Source organism: Plantactinospora veratri (assembly GCF_036421995.1).
GTDB classification, from domain to species: domain Bacteria; phylum Actinomycetota; class Actinomycetes; order Mycobacteriales; family Micromonosporaceae; genus Plantactinospora; species Plantactinospora veratri.
On record NZ_JAZGQL010000006.1, the window covers coordinates 97,559 to 112,763 of the forward strand.

The 15,205-nt window shown below is 71.7% G+C and carries 17 protein-coding genes and 1 other RNA gene; 12 read left to right on the forward strand and 6 right to left on the reverse strand.

All coding sequences use genetic code 11. The features are described from left to right. Window positions 1–255, reverse strand: a complete 255-nt coding sequence (locus V1634_RS09840) for a DUF3040 domain-containing protein (RefSeq protein WP_101367351.1) — start codon at window positions 253–255, stop codon at window positions 1–3. A gap of 276 nt (window positions 256–531) precedes the next feature. Further along, window positions 532–1,212, reverse strand: coding sequence for a bifunctional DNA primase/polymerase (locus V1634_RS09845; RefSeq protein ID WP_331207448.1), 681 nt, complete (start codon window positions 1,210–1,212; stop codon window positions 532–534). Between the two features lie 238 nt (window positions 1,213–1,450). Between V1634_RS09845 and V1634_RS09850 the strand changes: the two genes are divergently transcribed. The 5 genes from V1634_RS09850 (at window position 1,451) to V1634_RS09870 (ending at window position 6,156) form a co-directional block, all read left to right on the forward strand. Continuing rightward, the gene (locus tag V1634_RS09850) at window positions 1,451–2,683 is read left to right on the forward strand and encodes a helix-turn-helix domain-containing protein (RefSeq protein WP_331207449.1); all 1,233 of its coding nucleotides are present in this window, start codon (window positions 1,451–1,453) and stop codon (window positions 2,681–2,683) included. 22 nt (window positions 2,684–2,705) lie between these two features. Further along, window positions 2,706–3,275 (forward strand): flavoprotein, encoded by a 570-nt coding sequence (locus V1634_RS09855; RefSeq protein ID WP_331207450.1) that lies wholly within the window; start codon window positions 2,706–2,708, stop codon window positions 3,273–3,275. 81 nt (window positions 3,276–3,356) lie between these two features. Next, window positions 3,357–4,220: a Nif3-like dinuclear metal center hexameric protein gene (locus V1634_RS09860; protein WP_407951744.1), complete on the forward strand. Its 864-nt coding sequence runs from the start codon at window positions 3,357–3,359 to the stop codon at window positions 4,218–4,220. Further along, complete coding sequence (locus V1634_RS09865) at window positions 4,217–4,957, forward strand: zinc ribbon domain-containing protein (protein WP_331207452.1); 741 nt, start codon at window positions 4,217–4,219, stop codon at window positions 4,955–4,957. Before V1634_RS09860 ends, V1634_RS09865 begins: the two co-directional genes overlap by 4 nt. A 32-nt stretch (window positions 4,958–4,989) precedes the next feature. Next, the gene (locus tag V1634_RS09870; RefSeq protein ID WP_331207453.1) at window positions 4,990–6,156 is read left to right on the forward strand and encodes a bifunctional RNase H/acid phosphatase; all 1,167 of its coding nucleotides are present in this window, start codon (window positions 4,990–4,992) and stop codon (window positions 6,154–6,156) included. A 45-nt stretch (window positions 6,157–6,201) separates the two neighbouring features. Here the strand turns inward: V1634_RS09870 and V1634_RS09875 are convergent, their stop codons facing one another. Beyond that, window positions 6,202–7,080, reverse strand: coding sequence for an alpha/beta fold hydrolase (locus V1634_RS09875; RefSeq protein WP_331207454.1), 879 nt, complete (start codon window positions 7,078–7,080; stop codon window positions 6,202–6,204). Between the two features lie 372 nt (window positions 7,081–7,452). Between V1634_RS09875 and V1634_RS09880 the strand changes: the two genes are divergently transcribed. Continuing rightward, window positions 7,453–7,701, forward strand: a complete 249-nt coding sequence (locus V1634_RS09880; protein WP_331207455.1) for a DUF3311 domain-containing protein — start codon at window positions 7,453–7,455, stop codon at window positions 7,699–7,701. 6 nt (window positions 7,702–7,707) lie between these two features. Continuing rightward, a complete protein-coding gene (gene mctP, locus V1634_RS09885; protein ID WP_331207456.1) occupies window positions 7,708–9,384 on the forward strand; it encodes a monocarboxylate uptake permease MctP in 1,677 nt (558 codons plus the stop codon). A gap of 315 nt (window positions 9,385–9,699) precedes the next feature. Here mctP and V1634_RS09890 read toward each other — a convergent pair whose 3' ends face one another. Then, window positions 9,700–10,515, reverse strand: coding sequence for a sulfite exporter TauE/SafE family protein (locus tag V1634_RS09890; RefSeq protein ID WP_331207457.1), 816 nt, complete (start codon window positions 10,513–10,515; stop codon window positions 9,700–9,702). 128 nt (window positions 10,516–10,643) lie between these two features. On the opposite strand from V1634_RS09890, the gene rnpB reads away from it, so the two are divergent. After that, window positions 10,644–11,084, forward strand: an RNA gene (gene rnpB / locus V1634_RS09895) — RNase P RNA component class A. A 164-nt stretch (window positions 11,085–11,248) separates the two neighbouring features. On the opposite strand, the gene V1634_RS09900 is transcribed toward rnpB, so the two are convergent. Then, entirely contained in the window at window positions 11,249–11,593 is a 345-nt protein-coding gene (locus tag V1634_RS09900) for a hypothetical protein (protein WP_331207458.1), read from the reverse strand. Between the two features lie 154 nt (window positions 11,594–11,747). On the opposite strand from V1634_RS09900, the gene V1634_RS09905 reads away from it, so the two are divergent. Together V1634_RS09905 and V1634_RS09910 are read left to right on the forward strand one after the other, a co-directional pair. After that, window positions 11,748–12,314, forward strand: a complete 567-nt coding sequence (locus V1634_RS09905) for a hypothetical protein (RefSeq protein WP_331207459.1) — start codon at window positions 11,748–11,750, stop codon at window positions 12,312–12,314. Between the two features lie 31 nt (window positions 12,315–12,345). Next, complete coding sequence (locus V1634_RS09910) at window positions 12,346–12,888, forward strand: GNAT family N-acetyltransferase (protein ID WP_331207460.1); 543 nt, start codon at window positions 12,346–12,348, stop codon at window positions 12,886–12,888. Between the two features lie 57 nt (window positions 12,889–12,945). Here V1634_RS09910 and V1634_RS09915 read toward each other — a convergent pair whose 3' ends face one another. Then, the gene (locus V1634_RS09915) at window positions 12,946–13,749 is read right to left on the reverse strand and encodes a protein kinase family protein (RefSeq protein ID WP_331207461.1); all 804 of its coding nucleotides are present in this window, start codon (window positions 13,747–13,749) and stop codon (window positions 12,946–12,948) included. Window positions 13,750–14,175: 426 nt separating this feature from the next. Here V1634_RS09915 and V1634_RS09920 point away from each other — a divergent pair, with 426 nt between their 5' ends. Continuing rightward, complete coding sequence (locus V1634_RS09920; protein ID WP_331207462.1) at window positions 14,176–14,439, forward strand: hypothetical protein; 264 nt, start codon at window positions 14,176–14,178, stop codon at window positions 14,437–14,439. Continuing rightward, window positions 14,436–15,176 carry an alpha/beta hydrolase gene (locus V1634_RS09925; protein ID WP_331207463.1) on the forward strand — a complete coding sequence of 247 codons (741 nt, stop codon included), beginning with the start codon at window positions 14,436–14,438 and terminating at the stop codon, window positions 15,174–15,176. The genes V1634_RS09920 and V1634_RS09925 overlap by 4 nt, the downstream gene beginning before the upstream one ends. The last annotated feature ends 29 nt before the right edge of the window (window positions 15,177–15,205 follow it).

Genomic DNA, 15,205 nt, shown 5'->3' on the forward strand with positions numbered 1-15,205 from the left:
TCACCGGTTCCGCCGCGCCTGCCACATCAACAGGGTGGCGGCCACCAGTACCGCCGGGGCGATCGCGACGGCCAGCCAGCCGCCGAGTACGACCAGGGCCGGCACGGTGGCCCAGAGTACGAAGGTCAACACGAGTATCAGCCGAGCGCGGCGCAGTTTGCTCCGGTCGCCCAGCCGGGCGACGAACTCGGGATCGGTTATCCGGAGATGGTGCGTGATCTCGTCAAACCGGCGCTGATCCTCTTTGCTGAGCATGGCGTGGGCCCTTTCCTCAGGCGTCAACCAGTCCGGCGCCGGATTACCCGGTCCGGGGCGGCTCTCACGCTGCTCGTACCCCTGCTGCCGGCCCGGTCGGCGGCCGCGCGGGGGCCCGTGCGGTCCCCTCCGGACCGAACCGCCCAGCCGGGCGGGACCGGCCCGGAGGCGGCAGAAGAGACCCGGCGGACATCTCCGGACGGGACGGGACGCCGGCACCGCAGAGCGCGGCGGACTCCGGACGGCCCGGCGGGACCGGGACCGGACGGCCCGGACTCAGTAACCCCGGCGCGGGGCGGGCAGGTGTGCCGGGAAGAGCGGCTCGGGCAGGGCCGGCGCGACCGCCTCCAGCGCCTCGACGAGCAGCTCCTGTACGCCGTACGGGTCGGCGAGGCGCCAGCGGGCCTCCTCCGGCGACACCAGCCAGCGCACGGTCCCCTCTGGCAGGCGCGTCGGCGGAGCCGGAATCCACGAGCCGGAGCCGTGCCGGACCACGTACAAGCTCTGCTCCAGTTCGGGCCGGAGCGGCTCGCCGGGGCGTACCAGGAACATCCACCGGCCGTCCGGTGTGACCGCGACCGGCCCGCGGACCTGGCCGGAGACGGCGCCGAAGAGCCGGGGCCGGGCCTGCTCCAGTGCGAACCGGCCCAGATAGGCGGGAACCTCCAGCACGTCGAAGGCCCCGCCGGTGGCGAGCAGGATCGAGTGCGGGCGGAGCCGCCACCAGGCGGCGACCCGGGCCGGATCGGCGGTGGCGCTCTGCTCCCACTGCTCCAGCGCCGGATGGCAGCCGGTGGTCGGGCAGCCGGCCCGACCGCAGACGAAGCGGTGCCGGGCCAGGCAGGCGCCGGGGGTGACCTGCCAGCCGTGCCCGGCGTAGCGGACCGCGATGCGACGCAGCCGCACCCGGTCGAGTTGGGCGAAACGGACCGAACGGGGACGGACTTTCTCCCACATTTTCGTGAACCCCCTACATTTATCGATCTCGGCCAGTAATGCAGGTCGAAGCCCGTCACTGGCGTCTGACGCGGTCGTTTGTCCGGGCAGACAGCCGCAAGTTGCATCGAAAGCTACGAGCGGCCGTCTCCGGAGTGACGTACATGCTGTGCGACCAGCGCAGACGTGAGTCGCACCCCGTTTTCGCACCGGCGCGGGCCCCCTGACCGGACCGCCGACGCAGAAAGGAGGGCCGGACGTGGACGAACTGCCGATCGGGCGGCGCGTCGCCTACTGGCGCGGTCGCCGCAAGATGTCGCAACAGGTCTTCGCCGATCGGCTCGGGAAGTCGAAGAGCTGGGTGGACAAGGTCGAGCGGGGCGTACGCCGACTGGACAAGTTCTCGGTGCTGTACGAGATCGCCGACGTACTCCAGCTCGACGCCCAACTTCTGCTCGGCAAGGCACCGGAACGCCGGGCCGACGGGCTCACCTGCATCGACGAGGTGGAGGTCGAGGAGATCCGCTCCGCCCTGGAGCGGTACGACTCGATGCGATCCTTCTTCAGCACCGCCCCGCCGCCGCCCTCGCTCGCCGAGATGACCAAGTCGGTCAACCACGCCTGGCTGACCTACCAGTACGCCCGGTACGGGGTGCTGACCCGGGCGCTGCCGAAGCTGCTCCGCGACGCCCAGGCGCTGGACAGCGTGGCCGGTGGCGACGACGCCGGCAAGGCGGCACACCTGCTCGGGCAGGTCTACCAGATCGCCTCGTCGGCGCTGCGCAAACTCGGCGAGTACGAGCTGGCCTGGCTGGCCGCGGACCGCTCGATGGCGGTCTCACAGCGGGCCGACGACCCGCTGCTGGCCGGGGTGGCCACCTACCGGGTCGGCAACGCCCTGCTGGCCCTGGGCCGGGCCCGGCCGGCGCTGGAGGTGAACGTGAGCGTCGCCAACCGCCTCGCGCCGGGCGGCGGCAACGACGCCGGGCCGGACCGGCTCTCCGTCTACGGGATGCTGCTGTTGCAGGGGGCGATGGCGGCGGCCCGGATGGGCGACAACAACACCGTCAAGGATCTGGTCAACGAGGCCGAGGGGGCGGCCGACCGGCTCGGCGGCGACCAGAACCGCTACTGGACCAGCTTCGGCCCGACCAACCTGGAGCTGCACCGCGCGGCGGCGGCGGTGGAGCTGGGCGAGGGCGGGAGCGCGGTGCAGACCCACGAGCGGAGCATCATGCGCCGGGAGGGGTTCAACGCGCTGCTGCCGGAGCGGCGCGCCCACCACATGCTGGACCTGGCCCGCGGGTTCGCCCAGATCGGCGACCTGGACCGGGCGGGCGAGGCGCTGGTCGACGGCGACCGGCTGGCCCCGTCCGAGATCCGGTGCCGCCCGATCGCGCACGAGGTGATGTCACACGTGCTGCGTCGCACACGGGGTGCGCCGCCCGCGCCGATTGCGGAGTTGGCTGAGCAGATGGGAGTAGCGATATGACCCCGGCGCGGGGGGTCGTCCGGTGACCGAGTCGACCGGGTCGCGGGTGCTCTACGTGCTCGCCTGCGGTTCGCCGCTGACCCGGCACGTCGGCCGGCTGGTCACCTGTGCGCAGCGGGACGGCTGGGACGTCTGCGTGGTGTTGACCCCGGACGGGACGAAGTTCGCCGACGAACCGGCGCTGCGCCGGCAGACCGGGCATCCGGTGCGGTCGACGTACAAGAACCCCGGTGATCCGGACGTACTGCCCGGCGCGGACGCGATGATCGTCGCTCCGGCGACGGTGAACACGATCAACAAGTGGGCGGCCGGGATAGCCGACACGCTCGCCCTCGGCCTGCTGGTCGAGGGACTCGGCAAGGGGCTGCCGATCGTGGCGATGCCGTTCACCAACGCCGCGATGGCGGCCCACCCGGCCTTCCTGACCAGCCTCGCCCGGCTGCGTGACTGGGACGTCACGGTGCTCTTCGGCGACCACGTCGTGCCACTGCATCCGCCCGGCACCGGGGAGCGCTACCTGGAGCGGTTTCCCTGGGAGATGGCGGTGACCGCGCTGCGGTCCAGGCTCTCGGTGAGCGGCCAGCTCGGCTGAACCGGGCGGACGGCGTAGCGGGCCGGCCCGGCGCCGGTAAGCTGGGCCGCCGTGGGTGCATCCGGAGCTCGAACGGTCAGCGTGGCCGACGTCGTGGCAGCGCTGGACCAGCGGTATCCGCCGGCCTGGGCCGAAGGGTGGGACCGGGTGGGACTGGTGGTCGGTGAGCCGTCCGCACCCGTACGCCGGGTCTGCTGCGTCGTGGACGTCGTGCCCGAGACCGTCGCCGAGGCGCTCGGGTACGGCGCCGACCTCATCGTCGCGCACCACCCGCTGCTGCTGCGCGGTGTCTCGTCGGTGGCCGCGACGACGTACAAGGGCCGGATCGTGCACCAGTTGATCAAAAACGACGTGGCCCTGTACGTGGCGCACACCAACGCCGACGTCGCCGCTCCCGGGGTATCGGACGCGCTCGCCGCCCGGCTGGGCCTGACCGACCTGCGCCCGCTGCGCCCGGCCGACCCCGCCGGTCCGGCCGCCGGGGCGGGACGGGGCTTCGGGCGGATCGGCCGGCTGCCGGAGCCGATGACGCTGGCCGAGTTCACCGGGTACGCGGCCCGGGCGCTCCCGCCGACCGCCTGGGGCGTACGCGCCGCCGGCGACCCGGGTCGGACGATCTCGACCGTCGCGGTCAGCGGCGGTGCCGGCGACTCCTTCCTCGGCGACGCCCTCCGGGCCGGTGCCGACGCCTTCCTCACCGCCGACCTGCGGCACCACCCGGTCAGCGAATACCTCGCCGAGGAGGGGCCGGCGCTGCTCGACGCCGCGCACTGGGCGACCGAGCGGCCCTGGCTCGACGACCTCGCCGGACACCTGCGCGAGCGGCTGGGCGTGCAGACCCTGGTGTCCGATCTGGACACCGACCCGTGGACGGTGCAGGCGGCGTCTCCGGTACCACCCGTGCTAACCCCCGCATCCTCCGTGGACAAGGAGTCCCAGCGATGAAGGCCGATCCGAAAGACCAGCGTCGCCTGCTCGACCTACAGGCGATCGACACCGGGCTCGCCCAGCTCGCGCACCGGCGTCGTACGCTGCCGGAGCACGCCGAACTGGAGACACTGGCCCGGGAACTCTCCGCGCTGGAGGACGAGCGGGTCCGGGCCCAGGTGGCGGTGGACGACCTGGACCGGGACATCGCCCGGCTGGAGCGCGACGTCGAGCAGGTGCGGATCCGCAAGGACCGTGACCAGGCCCGGCTGACGGTCGGCTCGGGGCCGGCCCGCGAACTGGAGGCGTTGCAGCACGAGCTGGCCTCGCTCAACCGGCGGCAGACCGAGCTGGAGGACGCCGAGCTGGAGCTGATGGAGCAGCGGGAGACCGCGCAGGGCGTACTCGACGGGATCGAGCAGCGGCTGACGGCGACCCGGCAGCGGCGCGCGGAGACCGAACAGCGGCGGGACCAGGCCCTTGCCGAGATCGGCAAGGAGGAGGAGTTCAAGGCCGGTTCGCGGCAGCCGCTCGCGGCCGACCTCCCGGCCGACCTGCTGACGCTCTACGACAAGATCCGCGAGTCGTCGGGCGGGCTCGGCGCGGCCCTGGTCGCCGGTGGGCGCTGCGGCGGCTGCCGGCTGGAGCTGTACGGTGCGGACCGGGCCCGGATCAAGGCCGCCGCCCCGGACGAGGTGGTGCGCTGCGAGGAGTGCCGCCGCATCATGGTGCGTACCGCCGAGTCCGGGCTGTGACCGGCGTCGGTGGCGGGATCGGGGGTGGGCCCGTGCCGGGTCGTAAGGTCGTGGTGGAGGCGGACGGCGGTGCCCGGGGCAATCCCGGCCCGGCCGGCTACGGGGCGGTGGTCCGGGACGCCGGCAGCGGCGAGGTGCTGGCCGAGCGTTCCGAGTCGATCGGCGTCGCCACCAACAACGTCGCGGAATACCGTGGTCTGATCGCCGGGCTGGAGGCCGCCCGCGAGGCGGGTGCGTCCGGCGTCGAGGTGCGGATGGACTCCAAGCTGGTGGTCGAGCAGATGGCGGGCCGCTGGCAGATCAAGCACCCGGGGCTGCGCCCGCTCGCCGCGCAGGCGGCCGGGCTGGTCCGGAAGTTCGACTCGGTGACGTACACCTGGATTCCCCGGGAGCGCAACCGGCACGCGGACGCGCTGGCGAACGCGGCGATGGACCTGGCGGCCGGCAAGGTGCCGGAGGTGGCCCGGGACAGCGCGGCCGAGGCGGCCGCCTCGCCGGCCGGCGCGACCGGGCGGGCGGAGGCGCACGAGGTCGCCGCGCAGGGGTCGACCGCGAAGAGCTCCTGGGAGCCGCGCCCGGCGGAGACCGCCACCCGGCTGCTGCTGATCCGGCACGGCGAGACGGAGTACACCGCGAAGGGCCGCTATTCGGGCCGGGGTGACGTGCCGCTCTCCGACCGGGGCCTGGTCCAGGCCGGTGCGACGGCCCGGCGGGTGGCCGGGCTGGTCGACCAGGTCGCGGCGGTGGTCAGCTCGCCGCTGTCCCGGTGTACGGCGATGGCCGGCATCATCGCCGGCGGGCTCGGCGGGGTACCGGTGGTGGTCGAGCCGGATCTGATCGAGTGCGACTTCGGCGAGTGGGAGGGGCGCACCTTCGCCGAGGTACGCGAGCGCTGGCCCGCCGAACTGGACGCCTGGCTGGCGTCGCCGGCCGTCGCCCCGCCCGGCGGGGAGTCCTTCGTCGACGTCGGCACCAGGGTCAGCCGGGTGATGGCCAAGCTGCTGGCCGACTATCCGGGGGAGACCGTGGTGGTGGTCTCGCACGTCTCGCCGGTGAAGATCGCGCTCCGTGACGCGCTGGCCGCGACCGACGCCTTCCTGCACCGGCTCTATCTCGACCCGGCCGGCCTGTCCCTGCTGGACATCTGGCCCGACGGCGGAATGGCGGTACGAACCGTCAACGACACTGCCCACCTGTAAGGAAGGGCCCCTTCTTATCGCTTTCTGTATATGTGGGGGCCCTTCCTAACACTTCTGCGGCGAGGGTTCCTCGGTGAGGAAGGTGAGCACGGTCTTGACGAACCGGGGCGGGTCGTCGAGCCAGGCAGAATGGCTGGCACCGTCCAGGACCACGGTCTCGGCCTTCGGGAAGAGCGCGGCGAGTGCCCGGGCCGCCTCCGGGGTGGGCGCCGGGTCCAGTTCACCGGCCACGACGAGTACCGGGGCGTCGAGGTTGGCCAGTGCGGCGCGGACCGCGGCGGTGTCGGGGGCGAAGCCGTCGTAGAACCCGACGGAGGGCGCGTCGGGTCGCTCCTCCTGCTCGGCCTCGGCGTGTGCCCGGGCCCGCTCGTCCCACCGCCCGTACGCGAACGGCGCGGCCGCGCTGCGCAGCGGGTTCACCTCGTCCGGGCCGGCGCCCCGGCCGGCCGCCTCCTGCCAGGCGTCCAGCGCCGTCTTCGCCTCCGGATACCACCACTCGGTGGCGCGGGCGGCGACCGCCTCGGCGAAGCCGATCGTCTGCACCCCGACCGAACGCAGGCCGGGGGTGACGAGCAGCAGCCGGGAGATCCGGTGTGGATGCCGGGCCGCGTAGAGCGCGGCGAGATTGCCGGCGGCGGAGTGGGCGAGCAGGTCCATCCGGTCCAGTCCGAGGTGGACCCGGAACGCCTCGACGTCGTCGACCAGCCGATCGCACCGGTAGCTCGCCGGGTCCTCGGGGACCGCCGACTCGCCGCTGCCCCGCAGGTCGAGCTTGAGCAGTGTGCGTTCCCGAGCCAGTCCACCGAGGTCGCCGAGATAGCTCGACGCCCGGGCGGGTCCGCCCGGCAGGCAGACGATCGGTGGCCCGGACCCCAGCACGTGGTACGCGAGCGCGGTGCTGTCGTACGAGGAGAATCTCGGCACCCGGCCAGCATCGCAACCGACCGACCCTCGATCAAGAGCAATCGCCATACTTCGATATATTCTTTGTCCTGTTAGGTCCCTTTGGTGCGGCCTTATTCTGACCGTTGATCACCATTCGGCGCACCGTGGTCACCATTCGGCGCACCGGCCCGGTTTCCTCAGGGTGACCGTCGTCACTCTGCCCTAACCTCCGGCGTCACACACAGGTCAGCGACGACACGTCACCCGGAGGCCCGGACGACGCGGGTCAGTCCGGGGCGGGTCACCGGGCCGAGCGCAGCGAGGAGACGGCATGAGCGAGCGCAGCGAGCGAATCTTCGAACTCAGCGCCGATGAGCCTCAGGACGGTACGCGGCGAAGCGGAGTGCCGGCATGAGCGACTCTGAGACGCCGGCGGTGCCGGCCGGCGAGGTGGTGTCGAGAGCGCGGGCGAAGGACCACAGCCCCTGGAACTGGCTGCTCTTCCTGCCGATCGTCGTGCCGTTGATCACCCCACTGTTCAACGCCGACTCGCCCCGGCTCTTCGGCTTCCCGGTCTTCTACTGGCTCCAGTTGGCCTTCATCCTGCTCGGGGTCGGCACCACGACCCTGGTGTACCAGATGACGAAGAAGCGGGGGTGACCAACGGTGTGGCAGGACCATCTCACTGAGATCATCGTCTTCACGCTGCTGTTCCTGCTGGTCAGCGCGATGGGATTCGTCGCTGCCCGGTGGCGTGCGCCGAACGACATGGCGCACCTCGACGAGTGGGGCCTCGGCGGCCGCAGCTTCGGCGGCTGGATCACCTGGTTCCTGGTCGGCGGCGACCTCTACACGGCGTACACCTTCGTGGCCGTGCCGGCGCTGCTCTTCGGAGCCGGCGCGGCCGGGTTCTTCGCGGTGCCGTACACGATCATCATCTATCCGTTGGTCTTCCTGGTGCTGGTCCGGCTCTGGTCGGTGTCGCACCGGCACGGCTTCGTCACCCCGGCCGACTTCGTCCGGAAGCGGTTTGACTCGCCGACCCTGGCGCTGATCATCGCGATCACCGGCATCGTCGCCACGATGCCCTACATCGCGCTCCAGCTGGTCGGCATCGAGGCGGTACTCAAGACGATGGGGGTGACCGGGGAGAGCACCATCGCCCGGCACCTGCCGATCATCATCGCCTTCGCCATCCTGGCCGCCTACACCTACCAGTCCGGGCTGCGGGCCCCGGCGCTGATCGCGTTCGTCAAGGATTCGCTGATCTACATCGTGATCCTGGTGGCGATCGTCTACCTGCCCTACAAGCTGGGTGGCTGGGGGAGCATCTTCGACGCGGCGGACGCGAAGTTCGACGCCAGCCCCTCCCCGAACGACGGCATCACGCTCAACGCCAACAACCAGTTGCAGTACATCACCCTGGCTCTCGGCTCGGCGCTGGCGCTCTTCCTCTACCCGCACAGCCTCACCGGCGTACTGGCCAGCCGGAGCCGGGACGTGATCAAGCGGAACATGTCGGCGCTGCCGGCGTACAGTCTGCTGCTCGGCCTGATCGCCCTGCTGGGGTACGCCGCCATCGCCGCCGAGGTGACCCCGCTGCCGGGTGCGACCGAGGGCACCGTGGACAACAACACGGTGGTACCGCTGCTCTTCGAGCAGCAGTTCCCGAGCTGGTTCGCCGGCATCGCGTTCGCCGCGATCGGGATCGGCGCGCTGGTACCGGCCGCCATCATGTCGATCGCGGCGGCCAACCTCTTCACCCGGAACATCTACAAGGAGTACCTGCGCAAGGACGCCACCTCGGCCCAGGAGGCGAACGTCTCCAAGATCACGTCGCTGGTGGTGAAGATCGGTGCGGTCGCCTGCATCGTCTTCCTCGACCCGCAGTTCTCGATCGACCTCCAGCTCATCGGCGGGGTCATCATCCTGCAGACGCTGCCGGCGGTCGCCCTCGGCCTCTACACCCGCTGGTTCCACCGGGGCGCGCTGGTCGCCGGCTGGGCGGCCGGAATGGGGCTGGGCATGTGGATGCTCTACCAGATCCCCAACCCGGCGACCAAGCGGGCGCACTTCGGCGGCTCCGCGTTCCCGCTGGAGAAGCTCGGCTTCGACGGCTCGACCAAGACCATCTACGTCGGCCTGGTCGCGGTCGTGGTCAACCTGCTGGTCGCGGCCATCGTCACGCTGATCCTGCGGGCCGCCAAGGTCGCCGACGGGGTCGACGGGACCGAGCAGGACGACTACTTCGCCGACGAGGGCGACCCGCGGCTCGTACCCAGCCCGAGGGAGTCGACCGACGAGGTGGCCGACGAGGCCGTCGAACCCGCCCCGAAGGTCTGACCGACCCGGCACTCACCCCGACCCCACCACCCCCGCCCCCGGGAAGATCCCCGTGGCCAGCACAGGCAACCCATCGGGTACGCCGACCTGGTCACGGGGATCTCTTGTCCGGTGCCGGACGCCGGGTGTTGCTAGCGTGGGAGGAACGACCCGCGAGCCGATCCGGACCGGAGGTGCGGCAGATGATCGAGATGGTGCTCGTCGGTGCATTCGGTCTGCTGGAATTGGCGTTCTTCGGCTGGATGCTGACCGAGGTCCGGCGACGCTACCCCGCCCAGCGCAGACACTGAGCCACGAGCTGCCCCCTGCGGTGGGTCAGGTCCAGGAGCGGTAGAGCAGCAGCAGGCCGATCGCCGTACCGAAGAGCACGATCACGGTCTTGAGCAGCTCCGGCGGCATGCGGCGGACGAGCCGCGCGCCCGCGTACCCGCCGATGACGGTCGCCGGGGCGACGACCGCGACGGCGGTCCAGTTCACCGGGCCGAACGCGGCGAAGGCGACGATCGTGGTCAGCCCGACCACCGCGGAGAGTACGTTCTTGATCGCGCTGACCCGGGTCAGCGTCTCGTCCAACACCAGCGCCAGCCCGGCCACCAGCATGACCCCGAGCGCGGCGCCGAAATATCCACCGTAGACAGCGCCGACCACGACCATGGTGTGCAGCGCGAGGGTCTGCCGGGAGGTACTCCGCAGCACCGTCCCGCCAGCGGCGGCGCGGCGGCCGGAACCGGGTGTGGCGGGTCGGCCGCCCTCCTGGCCCACCAGGCGGCGAAGCTGGTCCTGGAACGCCAGTACGGCGGTCGCGCCGAGCACCAGGAACGGTACGGCCAACTCGAACGCCCGGGCCGGAGTCGAGAGCAGCAGCGCGCAGCCGGCGGCGGTGCCCAGCACGGTGCCGGGGACCAGCCGGAGCAGCCACCGCCGGTCCGGCAGATCGGCTCGGCTGCCCCACACGCTGGCCAGATAGCCGGGGCAGACCGACATCGAGTTGCTCACGTTCGCGGGGATCGGCGGCAGCCCGACCGCGATCATGGCGGGGAAGGTGATCAGCGAACCGCCGCCGGCCACCGCGTTGACCACGCCTGCGGCGAGCCCGGCAGCGAGCAGTAGCAGCGCCTCGGGAAAATCCATAGCCTGTCGAGGCTAATCGGCGCCACTCCCGCGCTCTCGGTGGCCTGCCGGATTCGCCGAGGCGTACCCGTGGAGCGGCCGGGTGGATCGCTCTTCGGGATCATCGCTACCATTGGGTACGCGACGGACGAGTCGACCGGGCGGTCGCGTCGGCGGGCCGTGAGCCCGCCGCCGAGGAACGTCCGGACTCCACAGGGCAGGGTGGTTGCTAACGGCAACCCGGGGTGACCCGCGGGAAAGTGCCACAGAAAACAAACCGCCGGGCGGGTGGTTTACGCGGAGACGCGTTGATTGACCGGTTCGGTAAGGGTGAAACGGTGGGGTAAGAGCCCACCAGCATCCCGGGTGACCGGGATGGCTCGGTAAACCCCACCCGGAGCAAGGCCAAGAGAGGGCCATCGCCGAAAGGCAACGGCCCGCGCAGGCGATCGAGGGCGGCCCGCCCGATGCCTGCGGGTAGGCCGCTGGAGCCTGCCGGCAACGGTAGGCCGAGATGGATGACCGCCGCCGGCACCACCGGCAACGGTGCGTGCCGGGCACAAAATCCGGCGTACAGGTCGACTCGTCCGTCGTACCCCAGGTCAGCGCCGTGATCATGGCTCTGACCTGGTCGTATGTTCTGGCGTCGGTTGGCATTGATGGTCAACATCGGGCGACGTTTGACGCCTTGGAGACGCCCTGACGCCCTGAGCACGCCCTCAACTTGGCGGCGTTACGACTCAGACTCGCTCGCTCAGGCGATGACCCGATAGCGGGCGAGCATCGACAGGACCGTTTCGACGCGGGCCGTCAGGGCTTCGTCGGCGGGGTGGTGGACCTGGACGGACGTGATGGTGGAGCCGGGATCGTTGGCCAGCTCTAGACGGAGCGTGCTGGTTCCGACGAGGGGATAGTCGTACCACCCCTGCGGGTTGTCGGCGTCCGTACCGCTCAGTCCTGCCTCGATGGCGTTCCAGTCCCAGTCGTCGGCCTCGTAGTCGACCAGGACGGCCAGCGACTCGATCAGGACGCGGACGTTCGCCGAGAGAACCCAACCGACTGTCCTCGCAGAAGCGCTCGTCTCGACTCTGCCGGTCATGCCGCCAGCGTAGGCCGTCGGCCACCACGCGGGAACTGATCCGGCTCGCGGCGGCCGGGTTGACCGTCGTCGGGACGAGGCCCGGGTACGTCTGCGCGGGCCGACCACAGCGGACTCACGCTTTCCTCACAACACGCTGCCTACCCTTCATGCGGTGTCCGAGACGACAGCGGGGGCGGTCATGGGCAGGAAGAAGACAGTCACGGGCCTGGTCGGGCTGGTCGTCACGGTGGCGCTGGGCGCGACCGGCATCGTCGGGCTGCGGGCGCTGCACCGGCTGGCCGAGCCGCCGGGCCGGCCGGTCTGCTCGGCCGCCGAAGCGGCCTTCGCGGCCACCTTCGCAACCGATCCGATGCTGACCCGGGCGCCCGCCGGGATGGAGCTGGACTCGACCGAGTACGCCGAGCCGTGCGAGAGCGTAGGCGTCGGCGACTGGCACGGCGGCGCGGTCACCATCTGGGCGTACCCGGCCGCTGCCGGGCCGGCCCGGCAGGAGATCGAGCGCTTCTACCGGGACCTCGCCCAGCGGCGCGGGTGGCCGGCCGGTGGTGACGACGCACCGGCGGGTCCATGGTTCAAGAGCATCGACGGCAGGCGGGTCGAGTTCCGGCTCAGCCCGGACCATCGGCGCGACGGGCGGACGGTGTTGCGGGTGTCGATGACGTACCGGATCGAGCCCCGGGACGGTGCCGTCCGAGGCACCGGGCGGGTGGTTGAATGACGGCCGGACGAGACCGCCTGCGAGGAGGGCCATGACGCTGACCAGCCGGCTCGCCCGGCGCGCCGACGTGCCGGAGCTGCTGCCGCTGATCGACGCCGCGATCAGCGAGTTACAGAAGGGCTTCCTCGACCCGGCACAGATCGCCTCCAGCCGTTCGATAATGGGCATCGACACCCAGCTGATCGACGACGGGACCTACTTCGTGGTCGAGTCGGCCGGCAGGCTCGCCGGCTGCGGCGGGTGGAGCCGTCGGGCCACCCTCTACGGCGGCGACCACTCGCAGGGCCGCGATCCCGCGATGCTGGACCCGGCCCGGGATCCGGCGAAGGTCCGCGCGATGTACACCCACCCGGATTACACCCGCCGTGGCGTCGGCCGGCTGATTCTCGCCCGCTGTGAGGCGGCCGCCGCCGCCGAGGGCTTCCGCACCCTCGAACTGATGTCGACGCTCGCCGGCCGGCCACTCTACGAGGCGGCCGGCTTCGTACCGGTCGAGCAGGTCGAGGACCCGGCCGGTGGCGTACCGGTGCGACTGGTCCGGATGCGCAAGCCGATCGCGGCTCCGGCACGCTGAGACCGGCCGGGCCGGAGGCCGCCGACGCACGGAGCACGCCGACGACCTCCGGATCCCTCAGCCGCCGGAGACGGCGCGTTCGAGCAGGGTGCGGTGCCGGATCATCCATCCGGCGGCCCGCGCTCGCCAGGCGAGTGCCCAGACCGGTGCCGGGTCGGTCGACTCGGGCGTGATCCGGGCCCGGATCGCCTCGGCGGCACAGTCCCGGATCGCCAGCTCGATCATCCGGCCGACCAGGCCGACCCGGTCTGCCGCCGACAGTTCGTAGCCGTCCAGGAACAGCCGTAGCTGCCGGGCCCGGCCGGCCGCATCCGGCAGGTGGTGGCGTTCGGCGATGTCGTCGTCGTGCAACTGGGCGTTCCACCACGCCGTGGCGGCCACCTCGTCGAGCCGGTCGACCGGCCCGGCCAGGGTCCAGTCGATGAACGCCACCGGTCGGCCGGCCCGGGCGACGATGTGCCACGGCCCGGCGTCGCAGTGCCCGATTACCGAGTCGGGCCCCTCCCGGTGCATCCACCACGGCTGCCACCGGGCGTCCGGCGGCGGCCGGAAGCTGGCGGTGGCGGTGTGCAGTTCGCGCAGCAGCGCGCCGACCTGCCAGATCCCCTCGTCCGTCCAGGCCCGGGGGTGGATGATGTCGCCCTCGACGTACGTCAGCATCTCGTTGCCGTTGTCGTCGATGCCGGTACCGACCACCCAGGGGGAGCCGGCGAACCCGATCTCCTCCAAGTGGTGCAGCAGGGCGTGCACGGTACCGGTCCAGGGCTTGGCGGCACGCCGCACGATCGAACCGGTACGGATGACATGACTTGGTCCGCCCTCGGCCGCGGTCAGCGGTTCGAAGGATGTAGCGGAATCCACGGGTACTCCTCGGTTCAGCGCAATGAGCGGTGAGAGACAGCGCCGGATCAGGGCGCAAAAGGCTGCCGGCGGCAAGGGGTTGCCGCGGCCAGCGGACCGCTGACGACGCGAGGAGTTGGCGGGTCAGCCGGCGCAGGAGGCCGGCGGAAGCCGGTGGGGCGAGTGTCCGGAGGTCAGCTCGCGGTGCGCCCGCGCGTCGTGGCGGTGGTGGCTACTGCGCCAATGACCATGCCTGCCATCATCGACCTCCTCGAAGAGTCGGGTGTCGCGAGGCTACGACACCGCCCCACCCTCCGCCACCGATTTCCCAGGCCGATCCCTCCGGGTTTCCCTGATGCTGCCGATCCCCGGTTCCGCCGGTTCCGCCCGTCGCTTCCGGGACGAGGCGATCGGCAAGTGTCGGTACTCGCACCTACACTCCGTGTCGTGGAGCAGATCGTGCCGTTCGTGGCGCTGGCCGGCGCACTCGCCGTGGTCCTGGGCGGGCTCCGCTGGCTGGCCGCCCGGACCCGGCGACGCGGCGTCGGCCGGGCGGTGCTGGGCCCGCTCGACGAGATCTACAACCCGGCCGCACACCGGTCGCAGATCGAGATCCAGGTGCAGGCCGAACGCCAGGCACCGGCGCCGGTACCCGGTGACAAACCGCGCCGGGGCGGAGCCGGCGGGCCGGGGCTGGCGGCCAACCGGTGACCGGAGCGGATTGGACGGCCCGGCCGACCTACCTGCTCATCCACGGTGCCGCCGCCGACTCGTGGTGCTGGCACCTGCTGGCTGCCGAGTTGCGGGCCCGGGGAAACGACGTGGTCGCGGTCGACCTGCCCTGCGACGACGACTCCGCCGGCCTCTCCGAATACGCCGACGCGGCGCTGGGGGCGATCGGTGACCGGCCCGGCTCGGCCGACCGGGGTGGGCTGGTGGTGGTCGCGCACTCCTTCGGTGCCTTCACCGCCCCGGTGGTCTGCGACCGGACACCGGTGGAACTGCTGGTGCTGTTGGGACCGCAGATACCACTGCCCGGCGAGACGCCGGGCGACTGGTGGGCCAACACCGGCTATCCGCAGGCCCGGCGCGAGCAGGACGTCCGTGACGGCCGGGCCGAGGACGACCTGGTGGGGCTCTTCGCCAACGACCTTCCGCCGGACCTGGTGACCGAGGTCTTCCGGCGTGGCAGGCATCAGGCCGACAGGCCGTTCGGTGACCCGGTGCCGGTGGCGACCTGGCCCGACGTGCCGACCCGGGTACTCCTGCACCGAGACGACCGCTTCCTCCCGGCCGACTTCGTCCGCCGCGTCGCGCGGAAGCGGCTCGGCATCGAGCCGGACGAGATGCCCGGCGGCCACCTCGGGATGCTCGGTCACCCGATCGAGCTGGCCGACCGCCTCGACGCCTACCGGGCGGGGCGGGCGGAAGTCGCCGGACGGGACTGACCTGGCCGGCGACCTCGATCGTCGAGACG

What these genes read in the sequence shown, in the direction of transcription:
- V1634_RS09865 (WP_331207452.1), top strand. Translation starts at nt 4,217, where the DNA reads ATGAAGGCCGATCCGAAAGACCAGCGTCGCCTGCTCGACCTACAGGCG.
- V1634_RS09880 (WP_331207455.1), top strand. Translation starts at nt 7,453, where the DNA reads ATGAGCGACTCTGAGACGCCGGCGGTGCCGGCCGGCGAGGTGGTGTCG.
- V1634_RS09910 (WP_331207460.1), top strand. Translation starts at nt 12,346, where the DNA reads ATGACGCTGACCAGCCGGCTCGCCCGGCGCGCCGACGTGCCGGAGCTG.
- V1634_RS09845 (WP_331207448.1), bottom strand. Translation starts at nt 1,212, where the DNA reads ATGTGGGAGAAAGTCCGTCCCCGTTCGGTCCGTTTCGCCCAACTCGAC.
- V1634_RS09840 (WP_101367351.1), bottom strand. Translation starts at nt 255, where the DNA reads ATGCTCAGCAAAGAGGATCAGCGCCGGTTTGACGAGATCACGCACCAT.
- V1634_RS09900 (WP_331207458.1), bottom strand. Translation starts at nt 11,593, where the DNA reads ATGACCGGCAGAGTCGAGACGAGCGCTTCTGCGAGGACAGTCGGTTGG.
- V1634_RS09890 (WP_331207457.1), bottom strand. Translation starts at nt 10,515, where the DNA reads ATGGATTTTCCCGAGGCGCTGCTACTGCTCGCTGCCGGGCTCGCCGCA.